The sequence below is a fragment of the Nitratireductor sp. WH36-1 genome, from assembly GCF_058725515.1.
In genome coordinates, this window is record NZ_JBZXDP010000002.1 from 209349 (window position 1) to 234405 (window position 25057).

General features: G+C 62.7%; 24 protein-coding genes. 9 read left to right on the top strand and 15 right to left on the bottom strand.

Translation table 11 applies throughout. The features are described 5' to 3' along the window. Nucleotides 1-46: 46 nt before the first annotated feature. A complete protein-coding gene (locus tag AC4PTT_RS20110) occupies nt 47-928 on the bottom strand; it encodes an aspartate/glutamate racemase family protein (RefSeq protein ID WP_297558721.1) in 882 nt (293 codons plus the stop codon). Here AC4PTT_RS20110 and AC4PTT_RS20115 point away from each other — a divergent pair. Further along, nucleotides 927-1742: an IclR family transcriptional regulator gene (locus AC4PTT_RS20115; RefSeq protein WP_432515617.1), complete on the top strand. Its 816-nt coding sequence runs from the start codon at nt 927-929 to the stop codon at nt 1740-1742. The two genes, AC4PTT_RS20110 and AC4PTT_RS20115, sit on opposite strands and share 2 nt — an antisense overlap. A gap of 177 nt (nt 1743-1919) precedes the next feature. Continuing rightward, nucleotides 1920-3647 (top strand): M28 family peptidase, encoded by a 1728-nt coding sequence (locus tag AC4PTT_RS20120; protein WP_492162854.1) that lies wholly within the window; start codon nt 1920-1922, stop codon nt 3645-3647. Between the two features lie 76 nt (nt 3648-3723). On the opposite strand, the gene AC4PTT_RS20125 is transcribed toward AC4PTT_RS20120, so the two are convergent. Continuing rightward, nucleotides 3724-5202, bottom strand: a complete 1479-nt coding sequence (locus AC4PTT_RS20125) for a serine hydrolase domain-containing protein (RefSeq protein WP_492162855.1) — start codon at nt 5200-5202, stop codon at nt 3724-3726. Between the two features lie 236 nt (nt 5203-5438). On the opposite strand from AC4PTT_RS20125, the gene AC4PTT_RS20130 reads away from it, so the two are divergent. From AC4PTT_RS20130 to AC4PTT_RS20160, 7 genes are all read left to right on the top strand, one after another. Continuing rightward, entirely contained in the window at nt 5439-7292 is a 1854-nt protein-coding gene (locus tag AC4PTT_RS20130; RefSeq protein ID WP_492162856.1) for a cation:proton antiporter, read from the top strand. A 320-nt stretch (nt 7293-7612) separates the two neighbouring features. Further along, nucleotides 7613-8785, top strand: a complete 1173-nt coding sequence (locus AC4PTT_RS20135; protein ID WP_206544956.1) for a substrate-binding domain-containing protein — start codon at nt 7613-7615, stop codon at nt 8783-8785. A gap of 69 nt (nt 8786-8854) precedes the next feature. Next, nucleotides 8855-9619, top strand: coding sequence for an ABC transporter ATP-binding protein (locus AC4PTT_RS20140; RefSeq protein WP_113156788.1), 765 nt, complete (start codon nt 8855-8857; stop codon nt 9617-9619). After that, nucleotides 9612-10334: an ABC transporter ATP-binding protein gene (locus tag AC4PTT_RS20145; protein ID WP_206544957.1), complete on the top strand. Its 723-nt coding sequence runs from the start codon at nt 9612-9614 to the stop codon at nt 10332-10334. The genes AC4PTT_RS20140 and AC4PTT_RS20145 overlap by 8 nt, the downstream gene beginning before the upstream one ends. Nucleotides 10335-10431: 97 nt before the next feature. Continuing rightward, the gene (locus AC4PTT_RS20150; RefSeq protein WP_113156786.1) at nt 10432-11463 is read left to right on the top strand and encodes a branched-chain amino acid ABC transporter permease; all 1032 of its coding nucleotides are present in this window, start codon (nt 10432-10434) and stop codon (nt 11461-11463) included. Between the two features lies 1 nt (nt 11464). Further along, complete coding sequence (locus AC4PTT_RS20155) at nt 11465-12517, top strand: branched-chain amino acid ABC transporter permease (protein WP_206544958.1); 1053 nt, start codon at nt 11465-11467, stop codon at nt 12515-12517. Nucleotides 12518-12519: 2 nt separating this feature from the next. After that, on the top strand, nt 12520-13281 hold the full coding sequence (locus AC4PTT_RS20160) for an alpha/beta fold hydrolase (protein WP_492162857.1): 762 nt from the start codon (nt 12520-12522) through the stop codon (nt 13279-13281). A 4-nt stretch (nt 13282-13285) separates the two neighbouring features. On the opposite strand, the gene AC4PTT_RS20165 is transcribed toward AC4PTT_RS20160, so the two are convergent. From AC4PTT_RS20165 to AC4PTT_RS20225, 13 genes are all read right to left on the bottom strand, one after another. Continuing rightward, complete coding sequence (locus tag AC4PTT_RS20165) at nt 13286-13645, bottom strand: hotdog family protein (RefSeq protein WP_113156783.1); 360 nt, start codon at nt 13643-13645, stop codon at nt 13286-13288. Beyond that, nucleotides 13642-13995 (bottom strand): MaoC/PaaZ C-terminal domain-containing protein, encoded by a 354-nt coding sequence (locus tag AC4PTT_RS20170; protein ID WP_206544960.1) that lies wholly within the window; start codon nt 13993-13995, stop codon nt 13642-13644. The genes AC4PTT_RS20165 and AC4PTT_RS20170 overlap by 4 nt, the downstream gene beginning before the upstream one ends. Continuing rightward, nucleotides 13988-15478: a class I adenylate-forming enzyme family protein gene (locus AC4PTT_RS20175; RefSeq protein ID WP_492162858.1), complete on the bottom strand. Its 1491-nt coding sequence runs from the start codon at nt 15476-15478 to the stop codon at nt 13988-13990. The genes AC4PTT_RS20170 and AC4PTT_RS20175 overlap by 8 nt, the downstream gene beginning before the upstream one ends. A 1-nt stretch (nt 15479) precedes the next feature. Continuing rightward, nucleotides 15480-16259 (bottom strand): enoyl-CoA hydratase/isomerase family protein, encoded by a 780-nt coding sequence (locus AC4PTT_RS20180; protein WP_492162859.1) that lies wholly within the window; start codon nt 16257-16259, stop codon nt 15480-15482. After that, the gene (locus AC4PTT_RS20185) at nt 16256-16846 is read right to left on the bottom strand and encodes a TetR/AcrR family transcriptional regulator (protein ID WP_113156779.1); all 591 of its coding nucleotides are present in this window, start codon (nt 16844-16846) and stop codon (nt 16256-16258) included. The genes AC4PTT_RS20180 and AC4PTT_RS20185 overlap by 4 nt, the downstream gene beginning before the upstream one ends. Before the next feature lie 163 nt (nt 16847-17009). Beyond that, nucleotides 17010-18377, bottom strand: coding sequence for an NADP-specific glutamate dehydrogenase (gdhA, locus tag AC4PTT_RS20190; RefSeq protein WP_206544963.1), 1368 nt, complete (start codon nt 18375-18377; stop codon nt 17010-17012). A gap of 312 nt (nt 18378-18689) precedes the next feature. Further along, nucleotides 18690-19355, bottom strand: coding sequence for an HD domain-containing protein (locus AC4PTT_RS20195; RefSeq protein WP_420507667.1), 666 nt, complete (start codon nt 19353-19355; stop codon nt 18690-18692). Nucleotides 19356-19371: 16 nt separating this feature from the next. Next, the gene (locus AC4PTT_RS20200; RefSeq protein ID WP_492162860.1) at nt 19372-20016 is read right to left on the bottom strand and encodes an HAD family hydrolase; all 645 of its coding nucleotides are present in this window, start codon (nt 20014-20016) and stop codon (nt 19372-19374) included. Then, nucleotides 20013-21077, bottom strand: coding sequence for an ABC transporter ATP-binding protein (locus AC4PTT_RS20205; RefSeq protein WP_492162861.1), 1065 nt, complete (start codon nt 21075-21077; stop codon nt 20013-20015). Before AC4PTT_RS20205 ends, AC4PTT_RS20200 begins: the two co-directional genes overlap by 4 nt. A gap of 56 nt (nt 21078-21133) precedes the next feature. Beyond that, nucleotides 21134-22384 carry an ABC transporter substrate-binding protein gene (locus AC4PTT_RS20210; RefSeq protein WP_492162862.1) on the bottom strand — a complete coding sequence of 417 codons (1251 nt, stop codon included), beginning with the start codon at nt 22382-22384 and terminating at the stop codon, nt 21134-21136. A 31-nt stretch (nt 22385-22415) separates the two neighbouring features. Continuing rightward, on the bottom strand, nt 22416-23261 hold the full coding sequence (locus AC4PTT_RS20215; RefSeq protein WP_206544968.1) for a carbohydrate ABC transporter permease: 846 nt from the start codon (nt 23259-23261) through the stop codon (nt 22416-22418). Next, nucleotides 23258-24181 carry a carbohydrate ABC transporter permease gene (locus tag AC4PTT_RS20220; protein WP_492162863.1) on the bottom strand — a complete coding sequence of 308 codons (924 nt, stop codon included), beginning with the start codon at nt 24179-24181 and terminating at the stop codon, nt 23258-23260. Before AC4PTT_RS20220 ends, AC4PTT_RS20215 begins: the two co-directional genes overlap by 4 nt. Beyond that, the gene (locus tag AC4PTT_RS20225) at nt 24178-25008 is read right to left on the bottom strand and encodes an MBL fold metallo-hydrolase (RefSeq protein ID WP_492162864.1); all 831 of its coding nucleotides are present in this window, start codon (nt 25006-25008) and stop codon (nt 24178-24180) included. Before AC4PTT_RS20225 ends, AC4PTT_RS20220 begins: the two co-directional genes overlap by 4 nt. Nucleotides 25009-25057: the final 49 nt, after the last annotated feature.

Here is a 25057-nt window from a genome sequence, read left to right on the forward strand (position 1 = left end):
GCTTCTCCTCTGAAGATTTTTGTCGTTGTCTTGTCGGCGCGCAGGCTCAGGCCACCCGCAGCGCCTCGAAGGACTGGCCGGCCCGCATTTTGGCGGGCATCGGATAGGCTGTCTTGGAGTGGGAGAGCCCCATGGAAACCAGCGTTTCCGCGTGCTTTAGCGCGGCCTTGCCGGCATTGATGGCCGGCGCGCCCACGGCGGCGGAAACCTCGTCCGCAAGATCCAGAAACGACATCGTCATGCAGCCGAACAACAGAGCGTCGGCACGGTCCTGCTTCACGCAAAGCGTTGCCGTCTCGATCAGCTTCTCGCGCGTCTGATCCGGGTTTTTCATCAGCTCCAGAACGGGAATGCCCGTGGCCCGCACGGAAGCGAGCTTTTCAAGGACACCCGCCCGGTAGGCAAGCAGCTCCTGCCCGGCAACCATGCTTTCGAAGATGGTCAGCACGGAGAGCTTGTGCCCCAGGCTGGCAGCCAGAAGCAGCGAACTTTCGCATGGGCCAACAACCGGCATGGTCGTCAGTTCACGCGCGGCCTCCAGGCCCGGATCGCCAAAACAGCCGATAATCGCTGCATCAAATCCTTCGCGCTCGCAACGCATGATCACGTCGATCGTGGCAGGAATGCACAGCGCCTCTTCATAAGCGGATTCGATTGATGCTGGTCCGTCCACAACATCAATGACCGACACTTCGGTGCCGGTGAATGCCCACGCATTCAGCAGCGCTTCGCGCCGCTTCATCTCCTTCAGCCCCATCGGCCCCTTGGACATCGGCCCCGGTACGACATAAGCAACACGCATTTCATCGCCCCTCATTGTTTTATTGTGTGAAACATTGTTTCTTATTTCCGTTGAGTAAATCACAAATCTGCAATATTGCAACCGTGCAGCAGACAACGATAATGCGAGAAACAGGAGCGCAGCCATGAACGAGACAGCCCCCAAGGACTACAGGATCGCTGCTGTCGACCGCGCATTGCTTGTCCTTGAAGCACTCGCCGACCAACCGGATCAGGGGGTCACAGCGCTCGCAAAATCGCTTGGCCTGACGAAGTCCATTGTCTTCCGCCTGCTGCATACGCTCGAAGAGCGCGGCTTCGTGTTCCGGGATCCGGAGCGCGCCGTCTACTCGCTCGGCTATCGCGTTGGTGTGCTGGGAGAACGTGTTGGCCGCGAAGGCAGCCTCCTGTCTGCTGCGCGGCCTGTGATGGATGCGCTGCGCGACCGGACCTCCGAGAACGTGAATCTCGTCGTGCGCGACGGATTGCGCTCGCTCGTTGTTGCGACGCGCGAGGGCCTGCATTCAATTCGCCTTTTCGCGCAGGCGGGACGCAACGGCCCGCTTCATGCCGGTGGCGGTTCGCTCTGCATTCTAGCATTCAGCGAGAAGAGCATCATCGACCAGGTGCTCGCCAGCCCGCTGGAAGCTTTTACCCCCTACACGATCACCGACCGTGAAAAGCTCCGGCAAGCGCTGGAACGCATTCGCGCGAACGGATGCAATGTCGCAATTAACGATCTCGATGAAGGTGCCTTCTCCGTTGCGGCCCCCATCATTGCGGCCGATGGCAACGTTATTGCAGCGATTTCCGTTGCCGGCGCAGTCGTGCGCTTCGATGAAGAGCGCCGCGAGGCTTACATGCAGGCCGTGCTGGCAGCAGCCGGTGAAATTTCGCAGCGCCTGTCGCTGCACCGTTCCGACAAGGACGAAGCCGAGAGCAAAGCCCGCTCCGCCGGCTGAACCCAGCCCCCAGAGCGCAATAGAATCATAAAATGCGCAGCCCGCTTCCGCGGGCTGTTTTCGTTTGCCTGGCTTCCCAATGCTTGGGCCAGCGCTTGCAGCCACGCAAACGCTCTGCTAGCTTTTCTTTATTACGAAACATTGTTTTGTTGAATGAAACAAATGGGAGCTTCGCGCATGAACAATCTCGAAAAACAAATTCTCGATTCCGTCTCGCTTGACGAACCCTGGGGGCTGGTCGAGAGCTTTGCGACTTTCAAGCGCGAGCACCCCACCGATGTGAACCGCGGCATGGACGAAATTGTCTCACGGCTGCGCAAGCACGGTGTCGAGGTCACGGTTCATGAGCCGAGCCTCTATCTCAGCCTGCCCGGTCAGGCCCGCGTCGAGGCTGAAGGCAAGACGTTCCGCGCCAAGCCGCCGGCATACAGCGTCGACGCCAGCAATGGCGTCACGGGCGAACTTGTCTATGTCGGCGCGTATCACAACGCGATGATCACCGACATGTTCGAGCAAAAGGTGGACACCACGCAGGAGCTCGCCGATCGCGTACGCGGCAAGATCGTGATTTCCGAAGGTTTTGCGAGCCCCGGCCTGGTTTCCCAGTTCGAGGAAATCGGCGCCATCGGCGTTATCGGCATCAATCCCGGTGTCGACATCCACTGGGGCATCTGCACCAGCATCTGGGGCACGCCGGATCTGGACGACCTGCCGCGCAAGCCGAAGATCGCCGCTGCGGCGGTCAACAAGGATGACGGCGCGGCGCTGGTCGCCATCGCGGAAAAGGGCGGCAGCGTCACGCTGTTCACCGAGATGGAAGAGGGCTGGTTCACGTCTAAACTGCCGGAAGTCTTCATCAAGGGCACCGAAGAGCCGGAGAAATACGTCTTCCTGCACGGCCATCTCGACAGCTGGGATGTGGGCGTGGGCGACAACGCAACCGGTGATGCGAGCATGCTCGAAATCGCCCGCGTGCTCTGGGAAAATCGCGGTTCCCTGAAGCGCTCGGTGCGCATCTGCTGGTGGCCCGGCCACTCCACCGGACGCTATGCCGGTTCGACCTGGTTCTCCGACAATTTCGCGCTGGACCTCGAGCAGAATGCCGTTTCGCAGGTCAACTGCGACAGCCCGGGCTGCCGCTGGGCAACCGAATTCATCAATCTTTGCCGGATGAGCGAAACCGAAGACTTCCTCGCTGAAGTGATCGGCGAAGTGGCCGGCAAAACGATGGAAGGCGAGCGCCCGCACCGCGCCGGCGATTACTCCTTCAACAATATCGGCATTTCCAGCTACCTGATGCTGTCATCGACCATGCCGGACGTCCAGCGTGAGGAGAAAGGGTACTACACGGTGGGCGGCTGCGGCGGCAACATTGCCTGGCACACCGAGAATGACACGCTGGAAATCGCCGACAAGGACATTCTCCTGCGCGACATCAAGGTCTATCTCCTTGCCGTTCTGCGCAATGCGAATGCCGAGATCCTGCCGTTTGACTGGCGCGCCACGGCAAAGGAATTCGCGCAGACCGTGGCCGAGTATCAGGCCAAGGCCGGCGACCGCTTTGACCTGTCGGCATCGAAGGACGCTGTCGAGGCGCTGGCTTCAACGCTCGACAGCTTCTATGCGGGCATCAAGTCCGGCAAGATCGACAGGGCAACGGCCAACAGCGTGATCCAGGATCTCGCCCGCATCCTCGTGCCGATCAACTTCACCCGCGTGAACCGCTTCAGCCACGATCCGGCCCTGACAATCCCGCCGCTGCCTTCCATCGCAGCAGCAGCGGATCTGGATGGTTTTGACGAAAACACGCTTGGTTTTGCGAAAACCCAGCTTGTTCGCGGACAAAACCGCCTCATCTCCGCCCTTCGTCAGGCACAGCGCCACATCGAGCTGCTCGCGGGCTAAGCAACGCACAAAAGCATGATCGACCGCTGCGTCTCTCCTGAAGAGAGGCAGCGGTCTTTTCATTTCCGGCCTTGCCTCAGAGCCTGCGATATTCGACGCCGCGCGCCCTTGCCAAGGAGAGGATGAACCGATCCGACGAAAGGCGCTGAAGGCAGATCCGACGCCCCATCGCGTTGAACAGCCAGCGTCCATTGCCAAGCGGCTTGAGGGTCGTTTCGGTTTGAAGCGGTCCTGCACCCCAATGGAGTGTTCGGCCCCGGATCGTCACAATCGCGTGGTCACTGATCCAGCGCCCGTCCAGCTCCGGTTCCTCGTCGCAATCGCCCACCGGAAACAGCCGGACGGGCTGATGGAACAGATCGCCGCTCAGCGCTCCGTCCGTATACGCCAGCCGCATGCGCGCATGCGGCGCTGCGGAAACGAATTGGCCGTCATCGCCTGCAAAGAGCGCTTCTTCCGCATCGCGCACCACGATGGCGTTCTTTTTCACTTCGGCCCAGAGGTCCCCCTCTTCCGCCACATAGAGACCGGACGGCGCCCAGTCGCCGGCGGGTTTCGGCATCTGCGCCTGCGGCACGCCACGCAGCCGCGCCCACACGCGCGCCGCAAGCCCGGTCGCATCGCCATCGTCGCGATTGCTCAGGGCCACGAGCGCGATGCCCTCCTCCGGCGCGCACAGAAAGCCCGCGCGATAGCCGGCCTGCGCCCCGCCATGACCCGGCACGCGCTCCGCGCCGATCTGCGTCAGCGCAATGCCAAGCCCATAACCGGTCGCCTCGCCTGAACCGAGAGGCAGAGGCCGGGCGATCTGCGCAAAAACGTCTCGCGCCATGAGGTCCGACAGCCAGACCGCCAGATCCCGCGCCGAACCCGAAAGCGAGCCGGCCGCAGAAAGATGCATTCCCTGAAAGCCTTCCGACCAGCCGGGCGATGCAGGTTCATGGCCGGGCACAAGCCCCGGCGCCGGATCAGTCCAGTATTCGGACGCCCGCATGCCGATGCCCAGCCTTTGTGCGTGATCCGCCACCATGTCGGAGAACACGAAACCGCGCCGCGCCAGCGCCGTTTCCAGAAGACGGTAGCCGCCATTGGAATAAGCGACCTCATGGCCGGGCCTGGCGTTCAACCAGTCAAAACCGGCCATCCAGTGGTGAAGCGGCGCGGCCTCGGTGCGCGTATGCGATCCGAAACCCAGAAGGGTCAGGCTCTCGCGCGGGTCGGGCAAGCCGCCCTGCATGGCAAGCGCCTGCGCTACCGTTACGGATGCCGGGGCCGCCGCGAGTTCCGGAAGCGCCTCGCCCAGCGTCATGTCGAGCGGCAACACACCGCTTTCGACAAGACAGGCCGCAAACACATGCTTGGTGACAGACGCCCAGCGAAACACGCTGTCAGTCCCAAGCGGCGCGCCTCCGACGCCCGCATGCCCCGCCGCCGCAACCAGCCGAACCGATCCGTTCTCAATGCCAAGCACCACGCCGCCCGGGCCATCCGCCGGCCAAGCTCCGAGCCTTTCAAGAGCAGTATTCTCCGCCGCAGCCCAATCGCGTTCAGCCATTCGTCATCTCCCCTGATCGTCCGCGAAGAATGCCGTTTTTCGTGACATACCTGCAGTCCATGGACACTGGCTTTGCCGCTACACGCGCGACAATCAAGCAGATTTCACAACCACAGGTCTTTTCAACAGGCTCCCGCTTCTGTAGCCCGAAAACTGGATGATCCGCGGAAGCGCGAACCCAATGGCTCCCACGCGGCACATTGCAAAACGCCGAAACGTTTGAACGGATATGTTGCATGCATGACATCGGATTGAAGATCGCGCTTATCGGCGTCATGGGCATGGGCGCGCAATGGCTTGCCTGGAGGCTCCGCCTGCCGGCCATCGTCCTGCTCCTGATCGCGGGCATGGTCGCCGGGCCGGCCACCGGCTTTATCAATCCGGAAATGGATTTTGGCGAAATCTATCGCCCGCTCGTGTCGCTCGCCGTGGCAATCATCCTGTTTGAGGGTGGTTTGACGCTGAACTTCAAGGAAATCAGCGAAACCTCAACCGCCGTGCGGCGCATCATCCTGATCGCCGGACCGATCGTATGGGTGATGACCGCCCTCTCCGCTCATTATGTCGGCGGCCTCACCTGGCCGACAGCCATAGTGCTCGGCGCCATTCTCGTGGTCACCGGCCCCACCGTCATCACGCCGCTCCTGCGCCAGGCGCAGCTTGCCTCGCGGCCCGCCTCCCTGCTCAAATGGGAAGCGATCGTCAACGACCCCATCGGCGCGCTCTTTGCTGTGGTGGCTTTCGAGGTCATTCTCGTCTTTCTCGGCCTGCATCAGGGCGGCAGCCTGGCCTATGTGGTGGTTGCGGCCTTCGTGGTCGCCGTCGCCGGCGGTTTTGCCGCCGCCAAGCTGATCCAGTGGGCGTTCGTGCGCGGCTATGTGCCCGAATTCCTGAAAGCGCCCATATTGCTGGCCGCCGTTCTTCTGGCCTATGCGCTCACCAATCTGGTGCTCGAAGAAGCCGGGCTCCTGACCGTCACCGTGATGGGCATCGTGCTTGCAAACACCCGCATTGCGAGCCTCGCGGAGATGCGCCGTTTCAAGGAAACCATCACCGTTTTCCTGGTCTCGGGCATCTTCATCCTGCTGACCGCCTCGCTCACCATCGAGGATTTCCGAAGCCTCGACTGGCGCGCCGCGCTGTTCGTCGCCTCGCTTCTCTTCGTGGTGCGGCCACTCGCCATCATGATCGCCACCACCGGCTCCGGCGCAACAATGCCCGAGCGCATTCTGACAAGCTGGATCGCGCCGCGCGGCGTGGTCGCCGTCGCGGTTTCAGGCCTGTTCGGCGCAGCTCTTGAAGAAGCAGGCATCATCGATGCGGATCGCATGGTCGCCTTCACCTTTGCGGTGGTTGTCACCACAATCGTTCTGCACGGCTTCACGCTCGGCCCCCTCGCCTCGCTTCTAAAGCTCAAGAGTTCGGAGAAGCCCGGCCTTCTCATCGTTGGCGGTCCGCGCTGGGCAATCGATCTCGCCAAGAAGCTCAAAAGCGTTGAAGTGCCGGTGATGATCGCCGACCCGAACTGGAACCACATCGCCGAGGCGCGGCTTGCCGACATTCCCGTATTCTTCGGAGACATATTGTCGGAAGAGGCTCATCACACGATCGATCCCAAGCGGTTCTCGAACCTCATCGCCGTCACCGACAACGATGCCTACAATTCTCTCGTTTGCACCGATTTTGCGCCGGAACTCGGCCGTTCTCACGTGTTTCAGCTCGGACGCGGCGGAGATCAGCCGAAACGCATGTCGCTGAACTTCACGCTGGGCGGGCGTCCGTTGACCAAAGACGGGCTGGAGTTCCGCGCACTGCGCGAACGGCACTGGCAGGGCTGGACGTTCCAGGCGACCCGGCTGACCGAGGCCTTCGACTACAACGCCTATCTGGAAAGCCGCCCGGAAGACGCAATCGTTCTCCTGTGGGTAAAGCCCTCCGGCGCAATGGTTTTCGCAAGCGACGCGGCCAACACGCCTTCCATCGATGACCGCATCATCAGCTTTACGCCGGCAAAGGATCACCTCGGCGAACGCAATGGCAGCACTAAGAAATCAAAAGAGAAATCCGCTTCAACCGCCGAGCCGGAGTGAAGGTGCCCCAAACCATTGATGAAGGATCGGAATGGTCTGAAAGCCAGATTCCATTTTTCAATCCCCCCAGACGGGGGGATGTCGATGGCAATCGAGATTTGACGCATTCAGGGTCACCCGCAGCTTTAGCGCAGTAGAACGTCCGGCATCACCCGTAACGGGCAATGCAAGCAGCACATCGAAAATGGTGTGATCTCCATGTTCCTCCACCCTCCCGGCGCACCATTGCCGATGTGCGTTTGTGACAGAACTCGCGCTTGACATGAATATTGATTCAGGTTTCATATTTGCCAGACGAGAAAATCGGGAGGATCATTCTCATGTACCGGACAATCGCTCTGGCTCTGGCCGCTTCGCTGGCGGCGACGCCATTGGCGGCGGAAATCCGCATCGCGCATGTCTATGGCAAGACCGGGCCGCTCGAGGCCTATGCCAAGCAATCCCATGACGGCCTCATGCTGGGCCTCGAATACGCCACCGACGGCACGATGGAGATCGACGGCGAGCCAATCGTCGTCATCGAGAAGGACACCCAGCTCAAGCCCGATATCGGCAAGGCGCTTCTGGCCGAGGCCTATGGCGACGATGACGCGCATATCGCGGTCGGCCCCGTCTCGTCCGGCGTCGCGCTGGCCATGCTGCCGGTGGCGCAGGAATATGAGCGGCTGCTGATCGTCGAGCCCGCCGTGGCGGATTCGATCACCGGCGAAAACTGGAACCGCTACATCTTCCGCACCGGGCGCAACTCCTCGCAGGACGCCATCTCCAACGCCGTCGCCCTTGGCGGTGAAGGCGTGACCGTGGCGACGTTGGCGCAGGACTACGCCTTCGGACGCGATGGCGTGGCGGCGTTCAAGGAAGCGCTGGAAGCCACCGGCGCAACCGTGGCGCATGAGGAATATGTGCCCACCGACACCACCGACTTCACCGCTGCGGCCGAGCGCATCTTCCAGGCCATGGGTGACATCGAGGGTGAGAAAAAGCTCTTCATCATCTGGGCTGGCGGCGGCAACCCGATGGGCAAGATCAACGCCATGGACCCGTCGCGTTTCGGCATCGAGATCGCGACCGGCGGCAACATCCTCGCCGCGCTGACCGCCCACAAGGAACTGCCCGGCATGGAGGGCGCGACCTATTACTATTACGAGATCCCGCAGAACCCGGTGAACGAGTGGCTCGTGAAGACCCATTTCGAGCGCCACGGCACGCCGCCGGACTTCTTCACCGCAGGCGGCATGTCCGCCGGCATGGCCATCGTAGAGGCCATTCGCAAGGCCGGTGGCGCCGAGGACACAGAAGCGCTGATCACCGCCATGGAAGGCATGGAGTGGGAGACGCCGAAAGGCACGATGCGCTTCCGCCCTGAAGACCATCAGGCGCTGCAGACCATGTATCACTTCCGCACCGAGGTTCAGGAAGACAAGGACTACGGCGTTCCGGTTCTCGTTCGCGAGATCGGCATCGAGGACATGAACATCCCTGTCCGCAACTGATGCGCTGAATCCGGACGGGGCGGCGAAAGACCGTCCCGTCACCTTTCTCGACCAAGAGCGACCTTCCTGATGACCCAGCCACTTCTGGAAACCGACGGGCTTGCCGTGCGCTTTGGCGGCCATGTCGCGGTGGACGCCGTGACATGCAGCTTCCATGCCGGAGAGCTCACCGCCATTGTGGGGCCGAACGGGGCCGGCAAGACGACCTATTTCAACCTGATTTCGGGTCAGATCACGGCCACGGCCGGTCGGGTCCGGCTGATGGGCGAGGACATCACCCGCGCCGGCATCGCCGAGCGCTGCAAGAAGGGCATTGGCCGGGCGTTCCAGCTCACCAACCTGTTTCCCGATCTCTCGGTTCTGGAAAATGTGCGCCTGGTGATACAGGCAAAGCAGAACAAGGGCTTCAGCCTCTTTTCGATGGCCGACAGCCACAGCGAAATCACCATGGCCGCGATGGCGATCCTCGAACGGGTGCGGCTGGACCCGTGGAAGGACCAGACCGCCGCCGAACTCAGCCACGGCAACCAGCGCAAACTGGAAGTTGCGCTGCTGATCGCGCTCGACCCGATGGTCTACATGTTCGATGAACCCACCGCCGGCATGAGTGTGGACGAAGCGCCCGTGGTGCTCGATCTCATCGCCGAACTGAAAGCCGAAACCAACCGCACCATTCTGCTGGTGGAGCACAAGATGGACGTGATCCGCACCCTCGCCGACCGGATCATCGTGCTGCACAACGGCGCGCTGGTGGCCGACGGCCCGCCCGCAGAGGTGATGGCCTCGGACATCGTGCAGGAAGCCTATATGGGCAGGGAGCTGGAAGATGTCTGAGCCCGTGCTGAAACTGAAGGGCGTGGAAACCGACATCGCCCAGTATCACATCCTGAAGAAGGTCGATCTGGACGTGCCGCGCGGCTCGGTGACGATGCTTCTGGGGCGCAACGGCGTGGGCAAGACGACCACGCTGCGCACCATCATCGGCCACTGGCAGGCGCGGGCCGGCTCCATCACTTTCGACGGAAACGACATCACCCGCCTGCCGGTGCCCGACCGCGCCCGCGCGGGCATCGGCTTCGTGCCGGAAGACATGGGCATCTTCGCCGACCTGACGGTGGAGGAAAACATGATCCTCGCCGCCATCAGCGGCCCGCTCGATGCGGCCCGGCGCGACTGGCTGTTCTCCGTCTTTCCGCCGCTGCGCACCTTCTGGAACGCGGCGGCGGGCAATCTCTCCGGCGGCCAGAAACAGATGCTGTCGATCGCCCGCGCCATGGCGGAACGCCGCACGCTCTATCTCATCGATGAGCCCACCAAGGGCCTCGCCCCCGCTATCATTTCAACCATGGTCGGGGCGCTGCGTGAACTGAAGGCGCAGGGCGCCTCGATCCTGATGGTGGAACAGAATTTCGCCGTCGCAAAGGCGCTGGGCGACCACGCAGCGGTGATGGATGACGGCCGCATCGTGTGGACCGGCAGCATGGCGGAACTGGCCAACGACGCGACCCTTCAGGAACGTCTGATGGGCCTGAGCATGGAAATGCAATGAAGACCGTTCTCTCGCAACTGCCCTCCCGTTCGCGGCAGGGGCTCAAACAGCCGTCCTGCGCCGCGAAGAAACCGCTTCGATCCAGCGAGGCCCGCACATGACCATTGCACCGACCCACAAACCCACCTTCGCCGACATTCCGCTGTCGGAACGGCTGGCGAAAGCCACACCGCTTCTTCTGGTGCCCGTTCTGGTTCTGGTCGGGCTTGCCGCCATAGGCAATCCGTCGAGCTGGCTGACGCTCACCGTATCGGGCCTCGCCATGGGCATGATGATCTTCATCATCGCTTCGGGCCTGACGCTCGTGTTCGGCCTGATGGATGTCATCAATTTCGGCCATGGCGCGTTCATCTCGGTCGGCGCTTTCGTCGGCATTTCCGTGCTTCTGGCGCTTGGCGGCTGGGCCGGCGCGCCTTCGCTCCTGCTCAACCTTCTGGTCGTGCTTCTGGCCGTGATCGCCGCCATGATCGTGACCGGCGGTCTTGGCTGGGCCTTCGAAAAGGTGATCGTGCGCCCCGTCTATGGCGCGCATCTCAAGCAGATTCTCGTCACCGTCGGCGGGTTGATCGTGATCGAACAGCTCATCGCCGTTGTCTGGGGACCGGAAGAAATCTTCTTCTCCCGTCCCGAAACGCTGAAGGGCGCGTTCACCTTCTGGGGCGCCGCGCTCGAGAAATACCGCATCCTGGCCGTGGCCGTGGGGCTTGGCCTCTTCGTCGCCATGCGGCTCGTGTTCCGCCGCACCAAGATCGGCCTGATCGTGCGCGCCGGCGTCGAGAATGGCGAGATGGTCGAGGCGCTGGGCTATCGCCTGAGCCGCGTCTTCATCGGCGTTTTCATCGCCGGTTCGGCGCTTGCCGGTCTCGGCGGCGTGATGTGGGGCCTCTATCAGGAAGTCATCACCGCCAGTATGGGCGAAGAACTGATGATCCTTGTCTTCATCGTGGTGATCATCGGCGGGCTGGGCTCGGTGGAAGGCGCTTTCATCGGCGCGCTTCTGGTGGGCCTCCTGCAGAACTATGTCGCCTTCCTCGAGCCCAAGCTGGCGCTGGTGTCGAACATCGCGCTGATGACCGCAATCCTCATGTGGCGGCCGCAAGGCATGCTGCCCGTCGTGAAGGCCAAATAAGATGCTCGTCAAGCTTCTCTCCGGTGACAAACCCCGCTCGCTGGCGCTGACCCTGATCCTTCTGGCGATCCTCGTCGCGCTGGCGCTTGCCCCGTTCCTGTTTCCCGGCGTGCGGTCTCTGGAAACGGCGGCGCGCATCTGCATCTTCATCGTGCTGGTGGCGAGCTACGACCTGCTTCTGGGCTATACCGGCATTGTGAGCTTTGCTCATACGATGTTCTTCGGGCTTGGCGCTTACGGCGTGGCGCTCGCCTCCATCCACATGGGGCGCGGCTATGACGCGCTCCTGACCGGTACCGTTCTCGGAGCCCTGGCGGCCGCCCTTCTGGCGCTTGTGATCGCCATGTTCTCGCTGCGGGTTCGGGCGATCTTCTTCGCCATGATCACGCTCGCCGTTGCCTCGGCTGTGGCGGTTCTGGTGTCGCAGATGTCCGGTGTGACCGGCGGCGAAGACGGCCTGAACTACATGATCCCGCGCGAACTGACACCGGCCTTCCGGCTGGGCGAACTGTTCGGCGTGCGTATCAATGGCAAGGTGCTCAACTACTATCTCGTCTTCTTCGCGTCTCTGGGGCTCTTCCTCCTGATGCTGCGGGTCGTCAACTCGCCCTTCGGGCGCGTGCTCAAGGCAATTCGCGAGAATGATTTCCGCGCAGAATCCATCGGCTATAATGTGGTCTGGTACCGCACCATCGCCACATGCCTTTCCGCCGCGACGGCAGCCGTGGCCGGCAGCCTGTTTGCGATCTGGCTGCGCTATGTCGGCCCCGACACGACGCTCTCCTTCGAGATCATGCTCGACATTCTCCTGATGGTGGTGATCGGCGGTATGGGCACCATGTATGGTGCGGTCATCGGGGCGACCATCTTCGTGCTGGCGCAAAACTATCTGCAGACGCTGATGGGCGCGGCCTCTGAGGCAACGGGCGGCGTGCCGCTCCTGCCGCAGCTGCTGGACCCCGACCGCTGGCTTCTGTGGCTCGGCATCCTCTTCATTCTCAGCGTCTACTTCTTCCCCACCGGCATTGTCGGCAGGCTGCGGGCCGGACGCTGAACGTGACGCGCTCCATCCTGTTCCTGCATGGCTGGACGATGCGCGGAGCCGTGTTCGACCGGCTAATCGCCCGCATCGGCCCGGATTTCGACTGCCATGCGCCCGACATGCCGGGCCATGCCGGAGCCGCCCACCTGCCGCCGACGCTCGATGCCTGCGCGGACATGATCGGCGAGGCGCTCAACGCCCTGCCGGACAGGAAACCGCTGGTGGTGGGCTGGTCGATGGGGGCAGCCGCCGCCTGGCGCTATCTCGCGCGCCATGGCAGCGCCGGGATCGGCGGGCTGGTCACCGTCGACATGAGCACACACATCGTGCCGGCTGCGGACTGGCCACACGGCCTGAAAGGGCAGACGGCTGAGAGCGTGGCGCAGTCGACCCGGCGCTTCCGCACCGACTGGGATGGCGCAACGCACGGCATCGCCGCCACCATGTTTGCCACACCCGAAGGCGCACCCGGCTTTTCGCGTGAAGACGCGCGCAGCGTGATCCTTAGTCAGGATCCGGAGAAGATGCGCACCATGTGGGATGATCTCGTGGCCATGGATGCGCGCGCACTGGCGCCCGATTTGAACCTGCCATGGCTCGTCTGCTCAGGCGCAAAAAGCCGGGTCTACCCGGCCTCGGCCTCCGACTGGATTGCGCAGACGGCCCCGAACGCGAAGCGCCATGTCTTCGCAGCCTCGGGCCACTCGCCGCATCTGGAAGAAGAAGAGGCCTTCGCGCAGGCGATTATCGATTTCGCCGCAGGCCTCAACGCCTGAACCGTCAGGCCCCGACATCCTTTGCCTTGACCAGCGAACGGCCCTCGCAGATCACCGTGCCATCAGGTGCGGTGCAGCGCGCCCATAGATCGACCAGATGCTTTTCCGGCCGAAGACGGGTGATCTCGACTGTCGCCGTCAGTTCGGTGTCGAGCGGCGCCGGTGCCTTGAAAGCCAGTTCCTGCTTGAGATAGTTGGTGCCCGAGCCCGGAAGCTTTACGCCCAGAAGATAGGAAAACAGCGCCGCGATCAACGGTTCTGGCACCTGGCTTTCCGGGGCCGCGCCGGAAAGCGCTGCATAGGCCGAAAGATCGGCAGCGGAATAGGTGCGGCGCACGGTGGCGCTCTGTCCGGTCTCCATCATGCGATCCTTGCCTCCCCGACAAGCAGTTCTGCGGCGTCTGCAACCCGCACCGCCTTCATTTCAAGCGTTCCCGGCGCGGTTTCACGAACCGTCAGCGCAACCTCCTCACCGGCAAAGGCGGGGTTGGGAAACATCATTGTCTGGCTGACCTGGCGTGCGCCGGGCTCAGCCTTCTGCAACAGCCCCCAGAGCTTGGAATAGATCAGCATGCCATGGCTGACGGTGCGGCCAAAGCTGGTGCGGGCCGAGAATTCGGGGTCCACATGGATCGCGTTGTCGTCACCCGACACCGCAGCAAAGGCGTCGAACTCCTCCTGGCTGGGCAACCAGCGGGCGGACAGATCAAGCATCGGTCAAAAACTCTCTGAGATCGGGTTTGCGCACCTTGCCGGCGGCAGTGCGTGGAAAATCCTCCAGCACGCAGAAGCGCACCGGCACCTTGTAGCCGGCGAGCCTTTCGCGGCACCACGGCCGCAGCGTCTCGACATCAAGCTCGGCGTCGGGGCGCAGAACCAAAAAGGCGACGCCCACCTCACCCCATTTTTCGTCCGCGCAGCCCACAACGGCCACCTCCAGCACGGCGGGATGCGCGTTGAGCGCGCGCTCGACCTCGGCCGGATAGACGTTTTCGCCACCGGAGACGAACATGTCCTTGATCCGGTCAACAATGAAGTAATAGCCATCCGCGTCGCGCCGCCCCACATCGCCGGTATGCAGCCAGCCATCGGGCGTGAAGGTCTTTTCCGTCGCTTCCGGGTTCTCGAAATAGCCCGGCGTGATGTTGGGGCCGCGCAGCTGGATCTCGCCGGAGCCGGGCGCGCCATCGGGGACGCCCGCAAGGCGCACATCCGTCATCATCTGCGCCCGCCCGACCGAACCGATCTTCTCGGCAGCGCGGGCGGCATCCATCAGGAACACGGTGGGCCCGGTTTCCGTCATGCCGAAACCGTTCAACACATAAGCCCCGCGTTCGGCGAAGAAGCGGATCAGCGGTTCCGGCAGCGGCGCGCCGCCGCAGCCACAGCGAATGGCGGTCCAGTCGACGTCTTCGATGCCCGGCATGAGCGACAGCGCCTGATAGATGGCCGGCACGCCGAATACCTGCGTCAGCTCGCCCGCGCGCAGCATGGCGAGCAGTCTTTCGGCATCGAATTTCGGCAGGACAGTCGAGCTCGCGCCGTTCAGGAAAACCGGCAGCGTGTAGAGATTGATCCCGGCCGTGTGGAACAGCGGCAGGAAGTTCACCGAACGATCCTCTGCCGTAAGGCCGATGGCCTGCCCGATATTGATCGCATTCGCCCAGGCCATGCGCGCAGTCTGGATCACCGCCTTGGGCCGTCCGGTCGTGCCCGATGTGAACAGGAGATACCAGGGGCGCGTCGCGGGCACCGCCGCGCGCAGCGCCGGACCACCCTGCGCGATCCAGCCATGAAGCGCATCGTCGAAACCGAACGACGACGCGCCGACCCTCGCGGCCACATCGGCCGCCAGACCGGCATGCATCGCATCATGCAGGATGGCCTTTGCATTCACCGGCTCCAGCGTTTCAACCAGTTCGGGTGCCGGCTGCCGCCAGTTCAGCGGACACAGGATGATGCCTGTCTTCTGGCAGGCGAACAGTGTGAGGAAGAACTCCACCCGGTTCAGACAGAGGATCGCCAGCCGGTCGCCCTCGCCCAATCCGGCCCGGCGCAGCCCCTCGGCAATGCCATCGGCTGCGGCATTCACATCCGAAAAGGTCCACGCGCGGCCTGTTCCGGCATCGCGAAAGGCCAGTGCATCGGGTGAAATCTCGGCCCGTTTGCAGGCCATGTCGGGAACGGTCTCGAACATCTCAAGCCTCCTTGCCAAGAAATGCCGCCATCTTCGCCCGTGTCGCCTCAAGCGGGATCAGTGTGCGAAAGGCTTCGGTCTCTGCTGCAAGCCGCGCCTCCACCTGCGCCCGTCTTGCGGCATCCCAGATGAGCGCCTTGCCGGCGAGCGCCATATCGATGTCGAGCGTGGCCAGCCGGGCGAGCGCGGCATTTTCGGGATCAGGGTCGACGGCGCAGGCGAGCCCGCGCGCCATGAGCTCCTCCGCTCCAAACCGCCGGTCGTTCAGGAGCCAATCCTGTGCAGCGCCCGCGCCGATCCGCTCCGGCAGCGTGGCCGTCCAGCCGCCATCAGGCGCAAAGCCCATTACCCCGTAATAGGGCTGCACGAATGCATCGGGAGCCAGAACGGCCAGGTCGGAAGCAAACAGGAAACCGGCGGATCCGCCGGTAATCGCACCCCGGCCAGCCAGAGCGACAATGGCCTTCTGGCCGATCATCCGCAGCACGCAGCGCTGTAAAAACGGCACGACCCGCTCGGCATAGGCCACCGCCTGCCCGTCGCAGGCCGCTTCCAGAAACCGGCCGACATCGCCGCCAGTGGAAAAATTGCGTCCGCCGCAGATCAGTGCGCGGCGGAGGCCGGTATCCTCGAAATCTTCCTGAGCGGCCTCAATTGCGGCCAGAAAATCCGGCTCCAGCGCATTGGCGCGGGGCGCGGCCAGGGTGATCACGAAACAGTCGCACCCGCCGGGCGCGCTGCGAATTTCAGTTCGAACGAACGAGGGTTCGTGCGAACTCATGGGGCAAGCCCGTGACAGATCATCTTATGTGCCTCCTCAACCACCCGCTCGATGTCGGGTGTCTCCTCCCACAGCACGTAACGGTCTCCGAGCGCCTTGGAGATGCCCATCAGCGCATAGGCCCGCACCTCCGGATCGCCCGCAGAAATCTCGCCGCGCTTCTGCGCCTCGCGCAGGCCAAGCGTGTAGGCCTGCCCGAAATGCCAGAAATAATCCCGATAGGCCTCCGGATCGACGAACCGCGCCTCCTCAACGATCCGGTAGAGCTGCGGCCTTTCGGCGACGAAGCGTAAAAAGGCTTCGAGCCCCGCCCGCTCCGCGCTCAGACGGTCGGGCGCATCGCTGATCGCCTCACCCACGATCGCGCGCGTGATCCGCCCCATCTCCAGCACCAGCTCGCGGAAAACCTGTTCCTTGCTGGTGAAATACACGTAGAATGTGCCGAGCGCCGTATCCGCCAGCCGTGTGATCTCGGCAATGGACGCGGCGGAAAAGCCCTGGTCGCCCATGACCGTCTCGGCTGCTGCAAGGATCTTGGCGCGCCTTATCTGGCCGCGTTTCGTCTTCGGTTCTGCCATGACATACATGAATAATGATTCAGGTTTCAGTTTCAAGCAAAATCCGCACTTGATCCGGCTGCGATTTTCCTCCGTTTGCAGATTTTAAGCCCCAAAAAGCGGAAACCCATACGAAAAACCCGCGCGAAACAGGTCGCGCGGGCTCGTTTCTCTCGAATGCCGATAGAGGGCGTCAGATCACGCCAAGCGCGTCCATGGCTTCTGCAACGCGCACAAAACCGGCGATGTTCGCGCCCAGAACATAGTCGCCGGGCGAGCCGTATTCATCGGCGGTTTCGGCACAGGTGTCATGGATATGCGCCATGATCTCGGCCAGGCGCTCTTCCGTGCGCTCGAAGGTCCAGCTGGCACGCGATGCGTTCTGCTGCATTTCCAGCGCCGAGGTGGCGACGCCGCCTGCATTGGCCGCCTTGCCCGGCGCGAACAGGATGCCGGCTTCCTGGAACACGCGCACGGCCTCCGGCGTCGACGGCATATTTGCGCCTTCGCCAACGGCGATGAGGCCGTTCTTCACCAGTGTCTGTGCGTCCTTGCCGGTCAGCTCGTTCTGCGTGGCCGAAGGCATGGCGACATCGCAGGGCACATCCCAGATGGAGCCCTTCTCGACAAAGTGCGCACCGGCGCCCTTGAGCTTCACATATTCCGAGATACGGCCGCGACGCTTCTGCTTGATCTCCTTGACCAGATCGAGGTCGATGCCGTTTTCATCGACGATGTAGCCGCCTGAATCCGAGCAAGATACGATGACGCCGCCGAACTCGATGATTTTTTCCATCGCGTAGGTGGCCACATTGCCCGAGCCGGAAACGCTGACGCGCTTGCCCTCGAAATCCATCTTGCGGGTGCGCAGCATGCGGTCGACGAAATAGGCCGCGCCGTAACCGGTCGCTTCCTTGCGCGCCTGCGAGCCGCCATAGGAAAGCGCCTTGCCGGTCAGAACGCCGGCCTCATAGCGGTTGGTGAGCCGCTTGTACTGGCCGAACAGATAGCCGATCTCGCGACCGCCGACACCGATGTCGCCGGCCGGCACGTCGGTGTACTCGCCGATATGACGGTGCAGCTCGGTCATGAAGGACTGGCAGAAGCGCATCACTTCCGCATCCGAACGACCGCGCGGATTGAAGTCCGAACCGCCCTTGCCGCCGCCGATCGGAAGACCGGTCAGTGCGTTCTTGAAGATCTGCTCGAAGCCAAGAAACTTGACGATGCCGAGATTGACGGTGGGATGAAAGCGGATACCGCCCTTGTAGGGGCCGAGTGCGGAGTTGAACTGAACCCGGAAGCCGCGGGAGATCTGCACGTTGCCGGCATCATCGACCCATGGAACGCGGAAAATGATCTGGCGTTCCGGTTCACAGATGCGCTCGATCAGCGCGTTGTCGGCATATTCCGGGTGTTTCGCGATCACCCGACCAATGCTCTGGAGAACTTCCACCACTGCCTGGTGAAATTCCGTTTCTCCTGCGCTACGGCGTAATACGTCTGCAAGAATAGGCTCAAGTTTTTCGTCAACCGTACTCAAAAATTCATCCCTTTTCATTTCCCCCGACGCAAAAACCGCGTCGCCGTTTTACTCAAAGCATTGACGATGAAAGACCCCACGCACGCTGGCGCGGCATCGCCCCTCATCGAGAAAGAGAATTCAGTAGACCTGCCCCGGAAAAGCAGTATCGAAGCGAACTCGACTGGAGAAATATTCGCTTATCCGCCATCCGACAAGGCGAATTTGAATTTCAACCCATGCGTGTTGGATTTCCACACTCTGAGCATTTGGAAGTGGATGAACATGTTTTGAGCGCCGCAGAACGCCGCGACGCCCCGGATTGCGGCCTTCCGGCCGCACGAACGCAGACTAGCCCCTTGCGCCCTGAGGAAGGGCAGCGCCGAGTTCCTCGGCCAAATCCGCCAGAAAACGACGCAGCACATCGGCGCGCCGATCCGCGAGCTGTCGCCCCATGGAGGTCTGCATCGTCTCCGGAAGACGCAGCAGCTTCACCTCGAAATGATCCACCGAGTAGCGCTTGTCATCGAGCGGGCGATTGACGGCAAAGGGGTCTTCTCCGTCGAACAGGCTGGAGCCGAGTTGGCCGGAAATGGCGAAAGTACGCGCCAGCCCGATGGCCCCCAGCGCCTCGAGACGGTCCGCATCCTGCAACGCCTTCGCTTCCAGCGTTTCCGGCGTAATGCCCGCCGAGAAACTGTGCGCCACGATGGCGTGACATGCAGCCTCGCGTTCAGCCTCGTCAAAGCCCAGCGATTCGAGAATGGGGCGTGCGGCCTCGGCGGACAGGGCAGAGGCCCGCGCGCGATCCGGGTGGTTCTTCGGCAGGTTGATCCAGTCATGGAGATAGGCTGCGGCGATGATCACGCGCTGATTGCCGCCGCCTTCCCCCGCAGCGATCTCAAGTGCGGAACGCATCACGCGGCGCGCATGGTTGATGTCGTGGCTGTTGTCGCTGCTGTCGTCATGCGCCTCGAAGGCGGCTTCGAGGTCAGCGATCAGTTTGCTATGCGGCATGAAACTCGTTCTCTTTTCAGGCATTCAGAATATGTCCGGCGGCGTCCGCCAGATTGTCGAAAACGGGCGCGCCCGTTGCAAGCAGCGCATCCCGTCCCTGCATGCCGGTCGTCACCAGCGCGGTCCTGACGCCAAGCGGCGCAGCCGCCGCGAAGTCGTCAACCGTGTCGCCGATCAGCCAGCACGCTCGCGGGTTCACATCAAGCGTCTCGCAATGACGTTCGAGGCTCTCCCGCTTGGTCGGGTGTCCGGTTCCCGTAAACCCCTGCACCAGCGTGAAATGGCTCCCGAGGCCGTGATGCTCGATCAGCTGTTCGATCTGGCCATGCGGCGCCATGGACAGAAGCGACTGGTTGGTGCGTTCTGCCAGTGTGGAGAGCGCGTCCAGCGCATCGATGGCGAGCGGAAGTCCGTGCATCGCCGGATCGTAGTTGCGCTCATAGGCGTCGCCAAGATGGCGAAGCTCGTCTGGACGCGCAGTCCGCCCCAGAAGCGCACTGAAATACTCCGACAGCGGACGCCGATAATGCTCCCGCACCATTTCGGGCGTCACGCCCGGCCGCCCGAGCTCTGCAAGGGCATCGGCGGTAATCTGTGCGGTGATGGCGAAATCGTCCAGCAGAGTGCCGTTCCAGTCCCAGATCACGTGATTGTTTTTCATGCTGCACCCGCCACGCGTTTGCCTTTCTCATCGAAGTAGTGAAGCGCCCCGGCCGGAATGTGGAGTTCGAGCCGGTCGTCCGGCCGCACCACTTCTTTCAGCCGGGCGCGCAGCGCAAGCCCGCCGCATTCCAGATGAACGAGGCGTTCCGAGCCCATCAGTTCCGAACGCCTGACGGTGACCGGCAATGTGGCCTTCTCGCCGTCCACCGGTCCCAATTGCACGTCTTCGGCGCGGAAGCCGAGGCGGAACATTGGCGAGAGCGGGGCCTTGGGCAACCCGTCCAGCCGCACCGCGCCCGATGTGACGAAAACCCTGTCTTCGGAACGCGTCACATCGACAAGGTTCATGGAGCCCAGAAAATCGGCGACGAAGGTGTTTTCCGGGCTCGTGAAGATGTCTTCCGGCGCGCCCTGCTGCTCAATGCGGCCATCGCGCATGACGATCAAATGGTCGGCAAGCGCAAGCGCTTCCGTCTGGTCGTGGGTCACATAGACGGTGGTGGAGCCGATCTGGCGCTGCAACGCGCCCAACTCTGCCCGCATCTCGATCCGCAGCTTGGTGTCCAGATTGGACAGCGGCTCATCCATCAGCAGAACCGCCGGGCCGCGCACGATGGCGCGCGCAATGCCGACACGCTGCCGCTGGCCGCCGGAAAGCTGCGCCGGGTAGCGGTCAAGATATGGCTCCATGCGGGTCAATGCGGCTGCGGCCCTGACCCGCGTGCGAATGCTCTGCGCATCAAGCCGCGCCATGCGCAGCGGAAAAGCGATGTTCTCGAACACCGTCTTGGTCGGATAGAGCGCATAGTTCTGGAACACCATGGCCACGCCGCGATGCTGGGAATCCACCTGCGTGACATCCTGCTTACCGAACAGAATGCTGCCCGATGTGGGCGTTTCAAGCCCGCTCAGGCAACGCAGCAGCGTTGTCTTCCCGCAGCCCGAAGGGCCGACGATGATCGTGATGCCGCCTGCCGGGCAGTCGATGTCGAGACTGGAGAAAACCGGACGCTCCGCGCCCGGCCAGTGCTTTGTGAGATTGCGAACCGCAACGGGCATGGGGTTCTCCCCCATGCCCTGCGGGCCTGTTTTCCGGGCCGATCCGTTGCGCGCGATCATTGGGCTTCGTTCAGCTCGTTCATGATGTCGGCAAGGCGGCTCATGCCCTCCTGCGGTTCGACAGCGCCGGTCAGGATCTGGTGCTGGATATCGCCGAAATTGCTCTGGAACTCATTGTTGGCGCTACCCGGCAGCGTATACCAGGGGCGGTTTTCCTGGCCGTTCAGAGCCATGAGCGCGGGGTTCTCGGCATAGAAATCGCCGAGCAGTTCCGGCGTCTGCGCTGCGGTGACATTGATCGGCGAAGAGGCGGTCGCCTTCACCGTAGCGGCAACGCTCTCGGGCGCAACGAGCGAGAGGAGCGCCTTGCAGGTGGCTTTCTGACGCTCCGGGTCCGTCGCGAGCATCACGAAACCATTGCCGGAAGCGGCCGTCAGCGGCGTCTCGCCGTCACGGGCCGGCATCGGCGCAACCGCCAGATCGAACGAGATGTTGCTGGAGACGTTGTTATAGGCCGAGGACGAGCTCAGAAGCATCGCCACTTCGCCCGACTGGAACATGCGCGAAGCCTCGCCCCAGAAGGTCGAGGGCGCGAGCGCGGGCATCTGTTGCTTCTCGACGAGGCCCCGCATGAACGCCATCAGCTCGACCGAAGCCTTGCTGGCAACGCCGGACCGCCCCTCGCCATCGACCATCTCGCCGCCCGACGAGAGAAGCTGGCTCTCATAGACATAGGTGTTTGGCATGTACATCAGAAGGCCGAAGCGGTTGCCGGAACCATCGCTCAGCCTGGCGGCAGCGGCCTCAAGCTCGCTCCAGTTGCGCGGCGGGTTCTGCGGGTCGAGGCCTGCGGCCTCAAATGCATCCGCGTTCACGAACAGCGCAGGCAGGGTGACATACCAGGGCATGGCATAGAGCTTGCCGTCGACACGAAAATTGTCGACCAGCCCCTTGTCGAGCTGCGCCGCGAGCTCCGGAGCCGAGGCAAGGCATTCGTCCAGCGGCTGCGCGCGACCGGAATCCACATAGGCCCGCAGCACGGCGCCGGTCACGCGAACCGCATCCGGAGCGGAGCCGGCAACGATGTCGGCCAGAACCTTCTGCGTGGTGTCGAGATCGGACTGGTTGTCGAGCTCCAGATTGACCGAAACATCCTCCTGGCCGGCGTTGAAGGCCTCGAAGACCTGTTTCAGAACCGCGCCGTTCTGTTTTTCCTGGCCCGAAACCAGCCGCAGCTCGGTCTGGGCGAGTGCAGGCGTCGCGCTGATCATGGCGAGAAGTGCGGTGGTGGTGAGAAGGCGTTTCATGAATTGGCTCCAGATGTGATGTGAGATGATGTCAGTCGACCTGCCCGGAGGTCATCGCGATGCCGGCGATGAGCTGCCGCTGGGCGATGAGGAAACCGACGAGAAGAGGCAGGACGGTCAGGGTTGCAGCCGCCATTTGCGGCCCGTAATCCGCACCAAGCTCCTGATCCAGAAACTTGACGATGCCGAAGGGAACCGTGGCGGCGAAATCGTTGCGCAGCACGAAAGACGGCCAGAAATAATCGTTCCAGTGCGACACGAAACTGAGGATGCCGAAGGTGACGATGGCCGGCCGCGCCATCGGGAAGACGATGTGCACCAGCGTGCGGAGCGAAGATGCGCCATCGAGCCGCGCCGATTCGAAAACCGATTGCGGGATCGACAGGAAGAACTGCCTCAGCAGAAAAACGCTGAAGGCCGAACCGATGAACGGCAGGATGAGCGCGCCATGCGTGTTGATCATGCCGAAGCGCGACAGAAGCACGTAAATCGGGATTGCCGTGGCGTGATAGGGAACCATCATCGCGGCCAGCACCAACCACAATCCGACTTCGCGCCCGGAAAAGCGCAGCCGCGACAGCGCATAGGCTGCGGGAACGCAGACGATCACCTGCCCGATGAAGATGGCGGTCACCACGAAAATGCCGTTCAGATAATAGCGAAGCAGCGGCACTTCCGCGAAAACGCGGCGATAGTTCTCGAGGCTGAAATCGCTGAGCGCCAGAATGTTCCCGGCAAAGACCTGATCCGGTGCGGTGAACGAGGTGCGCAGCATCAGCCAGAAAGGCAGCAGCATGAAAACCGCGCCTGCAGCGAGCGCCAGATGGGTGCCGCCTGCAACAAGGCGGGCGCGGGTCGTGTCGATTGATTGGGTCATCGCGTTCCAGCCTTCTCGAGCCGTGCGGTCATGATGCGCTGGAGCGCGGTTGCGGCGATGGCGAGCGCCAGAAGAACGAGCGTGACCACCGATCCCCCGCCGATGTCGAAGAAGTAGATGCCCCGTTCCCACATGAGGTGAGCGAGCGTCTGGCTGCTGCGCGAGGGGCCGCCGCCGGTCATGGTCGAAACCGTGTCGAACACCCGCAGCGCATTGACCGAAGTGATGATGCCGACAAACACCGTGGTGGGGCCGATGGCGGGCCAGGTGACGTGCCAGAAGCGGTGCCATGCGCTGGCGCCATCCACCCGCGCGGCGTCGATCTGGTGGCTCGGCACGGCTGCAAGTGCCGCGAGATAAAGAACGACGACAAAGCCGATCTGCTGCCAGTTGCCGACAATGGCCACCGCCGGCAGAGAAAGCACAGGCGAGTTCAGCCAGTCCACCAGGCCGGTCATCTGACCAAGCGTCTGGTCGACGATGCCGCGACGCCCGACGAACATCCAGCGCCACACGATCGACATGGCGACCAGCGTGGCCGCGACCGGAAGGAAGTAGACTGCCTGCCAGAATGCGCGCCCGCGCCGCAGACTGTTGATCGCGAGCGCGATCAAAAGGCCGAGGATCATCGATGGCGGCACGGTCAGGAGAATGTAGGTGAAGGTGACGCGCAGGCTGTTGAGCACCTCGCCGCGCGCGGCAGCCCGGGTGAAATTCTCGAACCCGACGAAGCGAATGGTACCGGCCAGAATGTCCACGTCGAAGAAGGCGAGCAGCAGCGTCAGAAGACACGGCAAGATCGCAAAGACGAACAGGAGCAACATCAGCGGGCCGACCAGCAGATAGGGCGCAATGCGCTGCCCGATGCCTGTGGGCGCTGCCGGAATGGGTGTCAGAAGCGCTGCGGGAGAAACGGTCACAGGCGATACTCACGCGTTTCAAAGGCGAGATGGATTGCACCGCTGAAATGCTGCGCTGCCGCGGCGCGCGCGCCCGGCCCGTCTTCGGGCGCTGCGAGATGGCAGAGCACCAGTTCGCGGGCCTTTGCCAGGGCCGCCAGCCTGCCCGCCTCGGCAGGGCTCATATGCGCGCCGCCGGCAAGCGGGCCGGACATATGTGCATCCACCAGAAAAAGGTCGGCGGAAGCGGCGAAACCCACCAGGGTGGGGTCAAAGCAAGCATCTGCCGAGTAGACGATGCGCGCACCGTTCTTCTCGATCCGCATCGCGGCCGTCGGCGCATTGTGATCCACCGCATGCGTCTCGATCTGGTTCGCGCCGAGCTCAAGCGTATCTCCGATGGCATACTCACGGACATCGAAAACCGTCAGAAGCCAGTCGTGCCGCTCCTGAACTGAGGCGGCAAGCGCCCGTTTTCCGGGTTCGTCCGCATCGCTCGGGAACTGCCAGCTGCGGTGACCGAACAGGTCAGAGAACCGCTGAAGAAACTGCAAACCGCCCTGCGGAATGCAAAGCGGCAGCGGCGTCGTGCGCCCATCCACGAGCCATTCGGCCAGAAGCGCATAGGCAAGCGGCACGAGATCCAGAACGTGATCGGGATGCAGATGGCTGATGACCACCCCATCCAGCCCGCAATGCCGGCCATCGGCAAGCAGAGCGGTTGCGATGCCGGGACCACAATCGAGAAGGATGTTTTCCTGATCGGCCGTAACCAGATAGCCCGAACAGGGAAGCCCCCGCACGGGATACCCACCCGACGAACCCAGAACTTTTAGAGCAAGTGACACAAAAACCGCCTGAACCGAAACGCGATGGCGGCGACGGTTAAGTCGGCTG

Excerpts from the sequence above, each read along its gene's own strand:
- AC4PTT_RS20115 (WP_432515617.1), top strand. The coding sequence starts at position 927 with ATGAACGAGACAGCCCCCAAGGACTACAGGATCGCTGCTGTCGACCGC.
- AC4PTT_RS20110 (WP_297558721.1), bottom strand. The coding sequence starts at position 928 with ATGGCTGCGCTCCTGTTTCTCGCATTATCGTTGTCTGCTGCACGGTTG.
- AC4PTT_RS20120 (WP_492162854.1), top strand. The coding sequence starts at position 1,920 with ATGAACAATCTCGAAAAACAAATTCTCGATTCCGTCTCGCTTGACGAA.
- AC4PTT_RS20125 (WP_492162855.1), bottom strand. The coding sequence starts at position 5,202 with ATGGCTGAACGCGATTGGGCTGCGGCGGAGAATACTGCTCTTGAAAGG.
- AC4PTT_RS20130 (WP_492162856.1), top strand. The coding sequence starts at position 5,439 with ATGCATGACATCGGATTGAAGATCGCGCTTATCGGCGTCATGGGCATG.
- AC4PTT_RS20135 (WP_206544956.1), top strand. The coding sequence starts at position 7,613 with ATGTACCGGACAATCGCTCTGGCTCTGGCCGCTTCGCTGGCGGCGACG.
- AC4PTT_RS20140 (WP_113156788.1), top strand. The coding sequence starts at position 8,855 with ATGACCCAGCCACTTCTGGAAACCGACGGGCTTGCCGTGCGCTTTGGC.
- AC4PTT_RS20145 (WP_206544957.1), top strand. The coding sequence starts at position 9,612 with ATGTCTGAGCCCGTGCTGAAACTGAAGGGCGTGGAAACCGACATCGCC.
- AC4PTT_RS20150 (WP_113156786.1), top strand. The coding sequence starts at position 10,432 with ATGACCATTGCACCGACCCACAAACCCACCTTCGCCGACATTCCGCTG.
- AC4PTT_RS20155 (WP_206544958.1), top strand. The coding sequence starts at position 11,465 with ATGCTCGTCAAGCTTCTCTCCGGTGACAAACCCCGCTCGCTGGCGCTG.
- AC4PTT_RS20165 (WP_113156783.1), bottom strand. The coding sequence starts at position 13,645 with ATGATGGAGACCGGACAGAGCGCCACCGTGCGCCGCACCTATTCCGCT.
- AC4PTT_RS20170 (WP_206544960.1), bottom strand. The coding sequence starts at position 13,995 with ATGCTTGATCTGTCCGCCCGCTGGTTGCCCAGCCAGGAGGAGTTCGAC.
- AC4PTT_RS20175 (WP_492162858.1), bottom strand. The coding sequence starts at position 15,478 with ATGTTCGAGACCGTTCCCGACATGGCCTGCAAACGGGCCGAGATTTCA.
- AC4PTT_RS20180 (WP_492162859.1), bottom strand. The coding sequence starts at position 16,259 with ATGAGTTCGCACGAACCCTCGTTCGTTCGAACTGAAATTCGCAGCGCG.
- AC4PTT_RS20185 (WP_113156779.1), bottom strand. The coding sequence starts at position 16,846 with ATGTATGTCATGGCAGAACCGAAGACGAAACGCGGCCAGATAAGGCGC.
- gdhA (WP_206544963.1), bottom strand. The coding sequence starts at position 18,377 with ATGAAAAGGGATGAATTTTTGAGTACGGTTGACGAAAAACTTGAGCCT.
- AC4PTT_RS20195 (WP_420507667.1), bottom strand. The coding sequence starts at position 19,355 with ATGCCGCATAGCAAACTGATCGCTGACCTCGAAGCCGCCTTCGAGGCG.
- AC4PTT_RS20200 (WP_492162860.1), bottom strand. The coding sequence starts at position 20,016 with ATGAAAAACAATCACGTGATCTGGGACTGGAACGGCACTCTGCTGGAC.
- AC4PTT_RS20205 (WP_492162861.1), bottom strand. The coding sequence starts at position 21,077 with ATGCCCGTTGCGGTTCGCAATCTCACAAAGCACTGGCCGGGCGCGGAG.
- AC4PTT_RS20210 (WP_492162862.1), bottom strand. The coding sequence starts at position 22,384 with ATGAAACGCCTTCTCACCACCACCGCACTTCTCGCCATGATCAGCGCG.
- AC4PTT_RS20215 (WP_206544968.1), bottom strand. The coding sequence starts at position 23,261 with ATGACCCAATCAATCGACACGACCCGCGCCCGCCTTGTTGCAGGCGGC.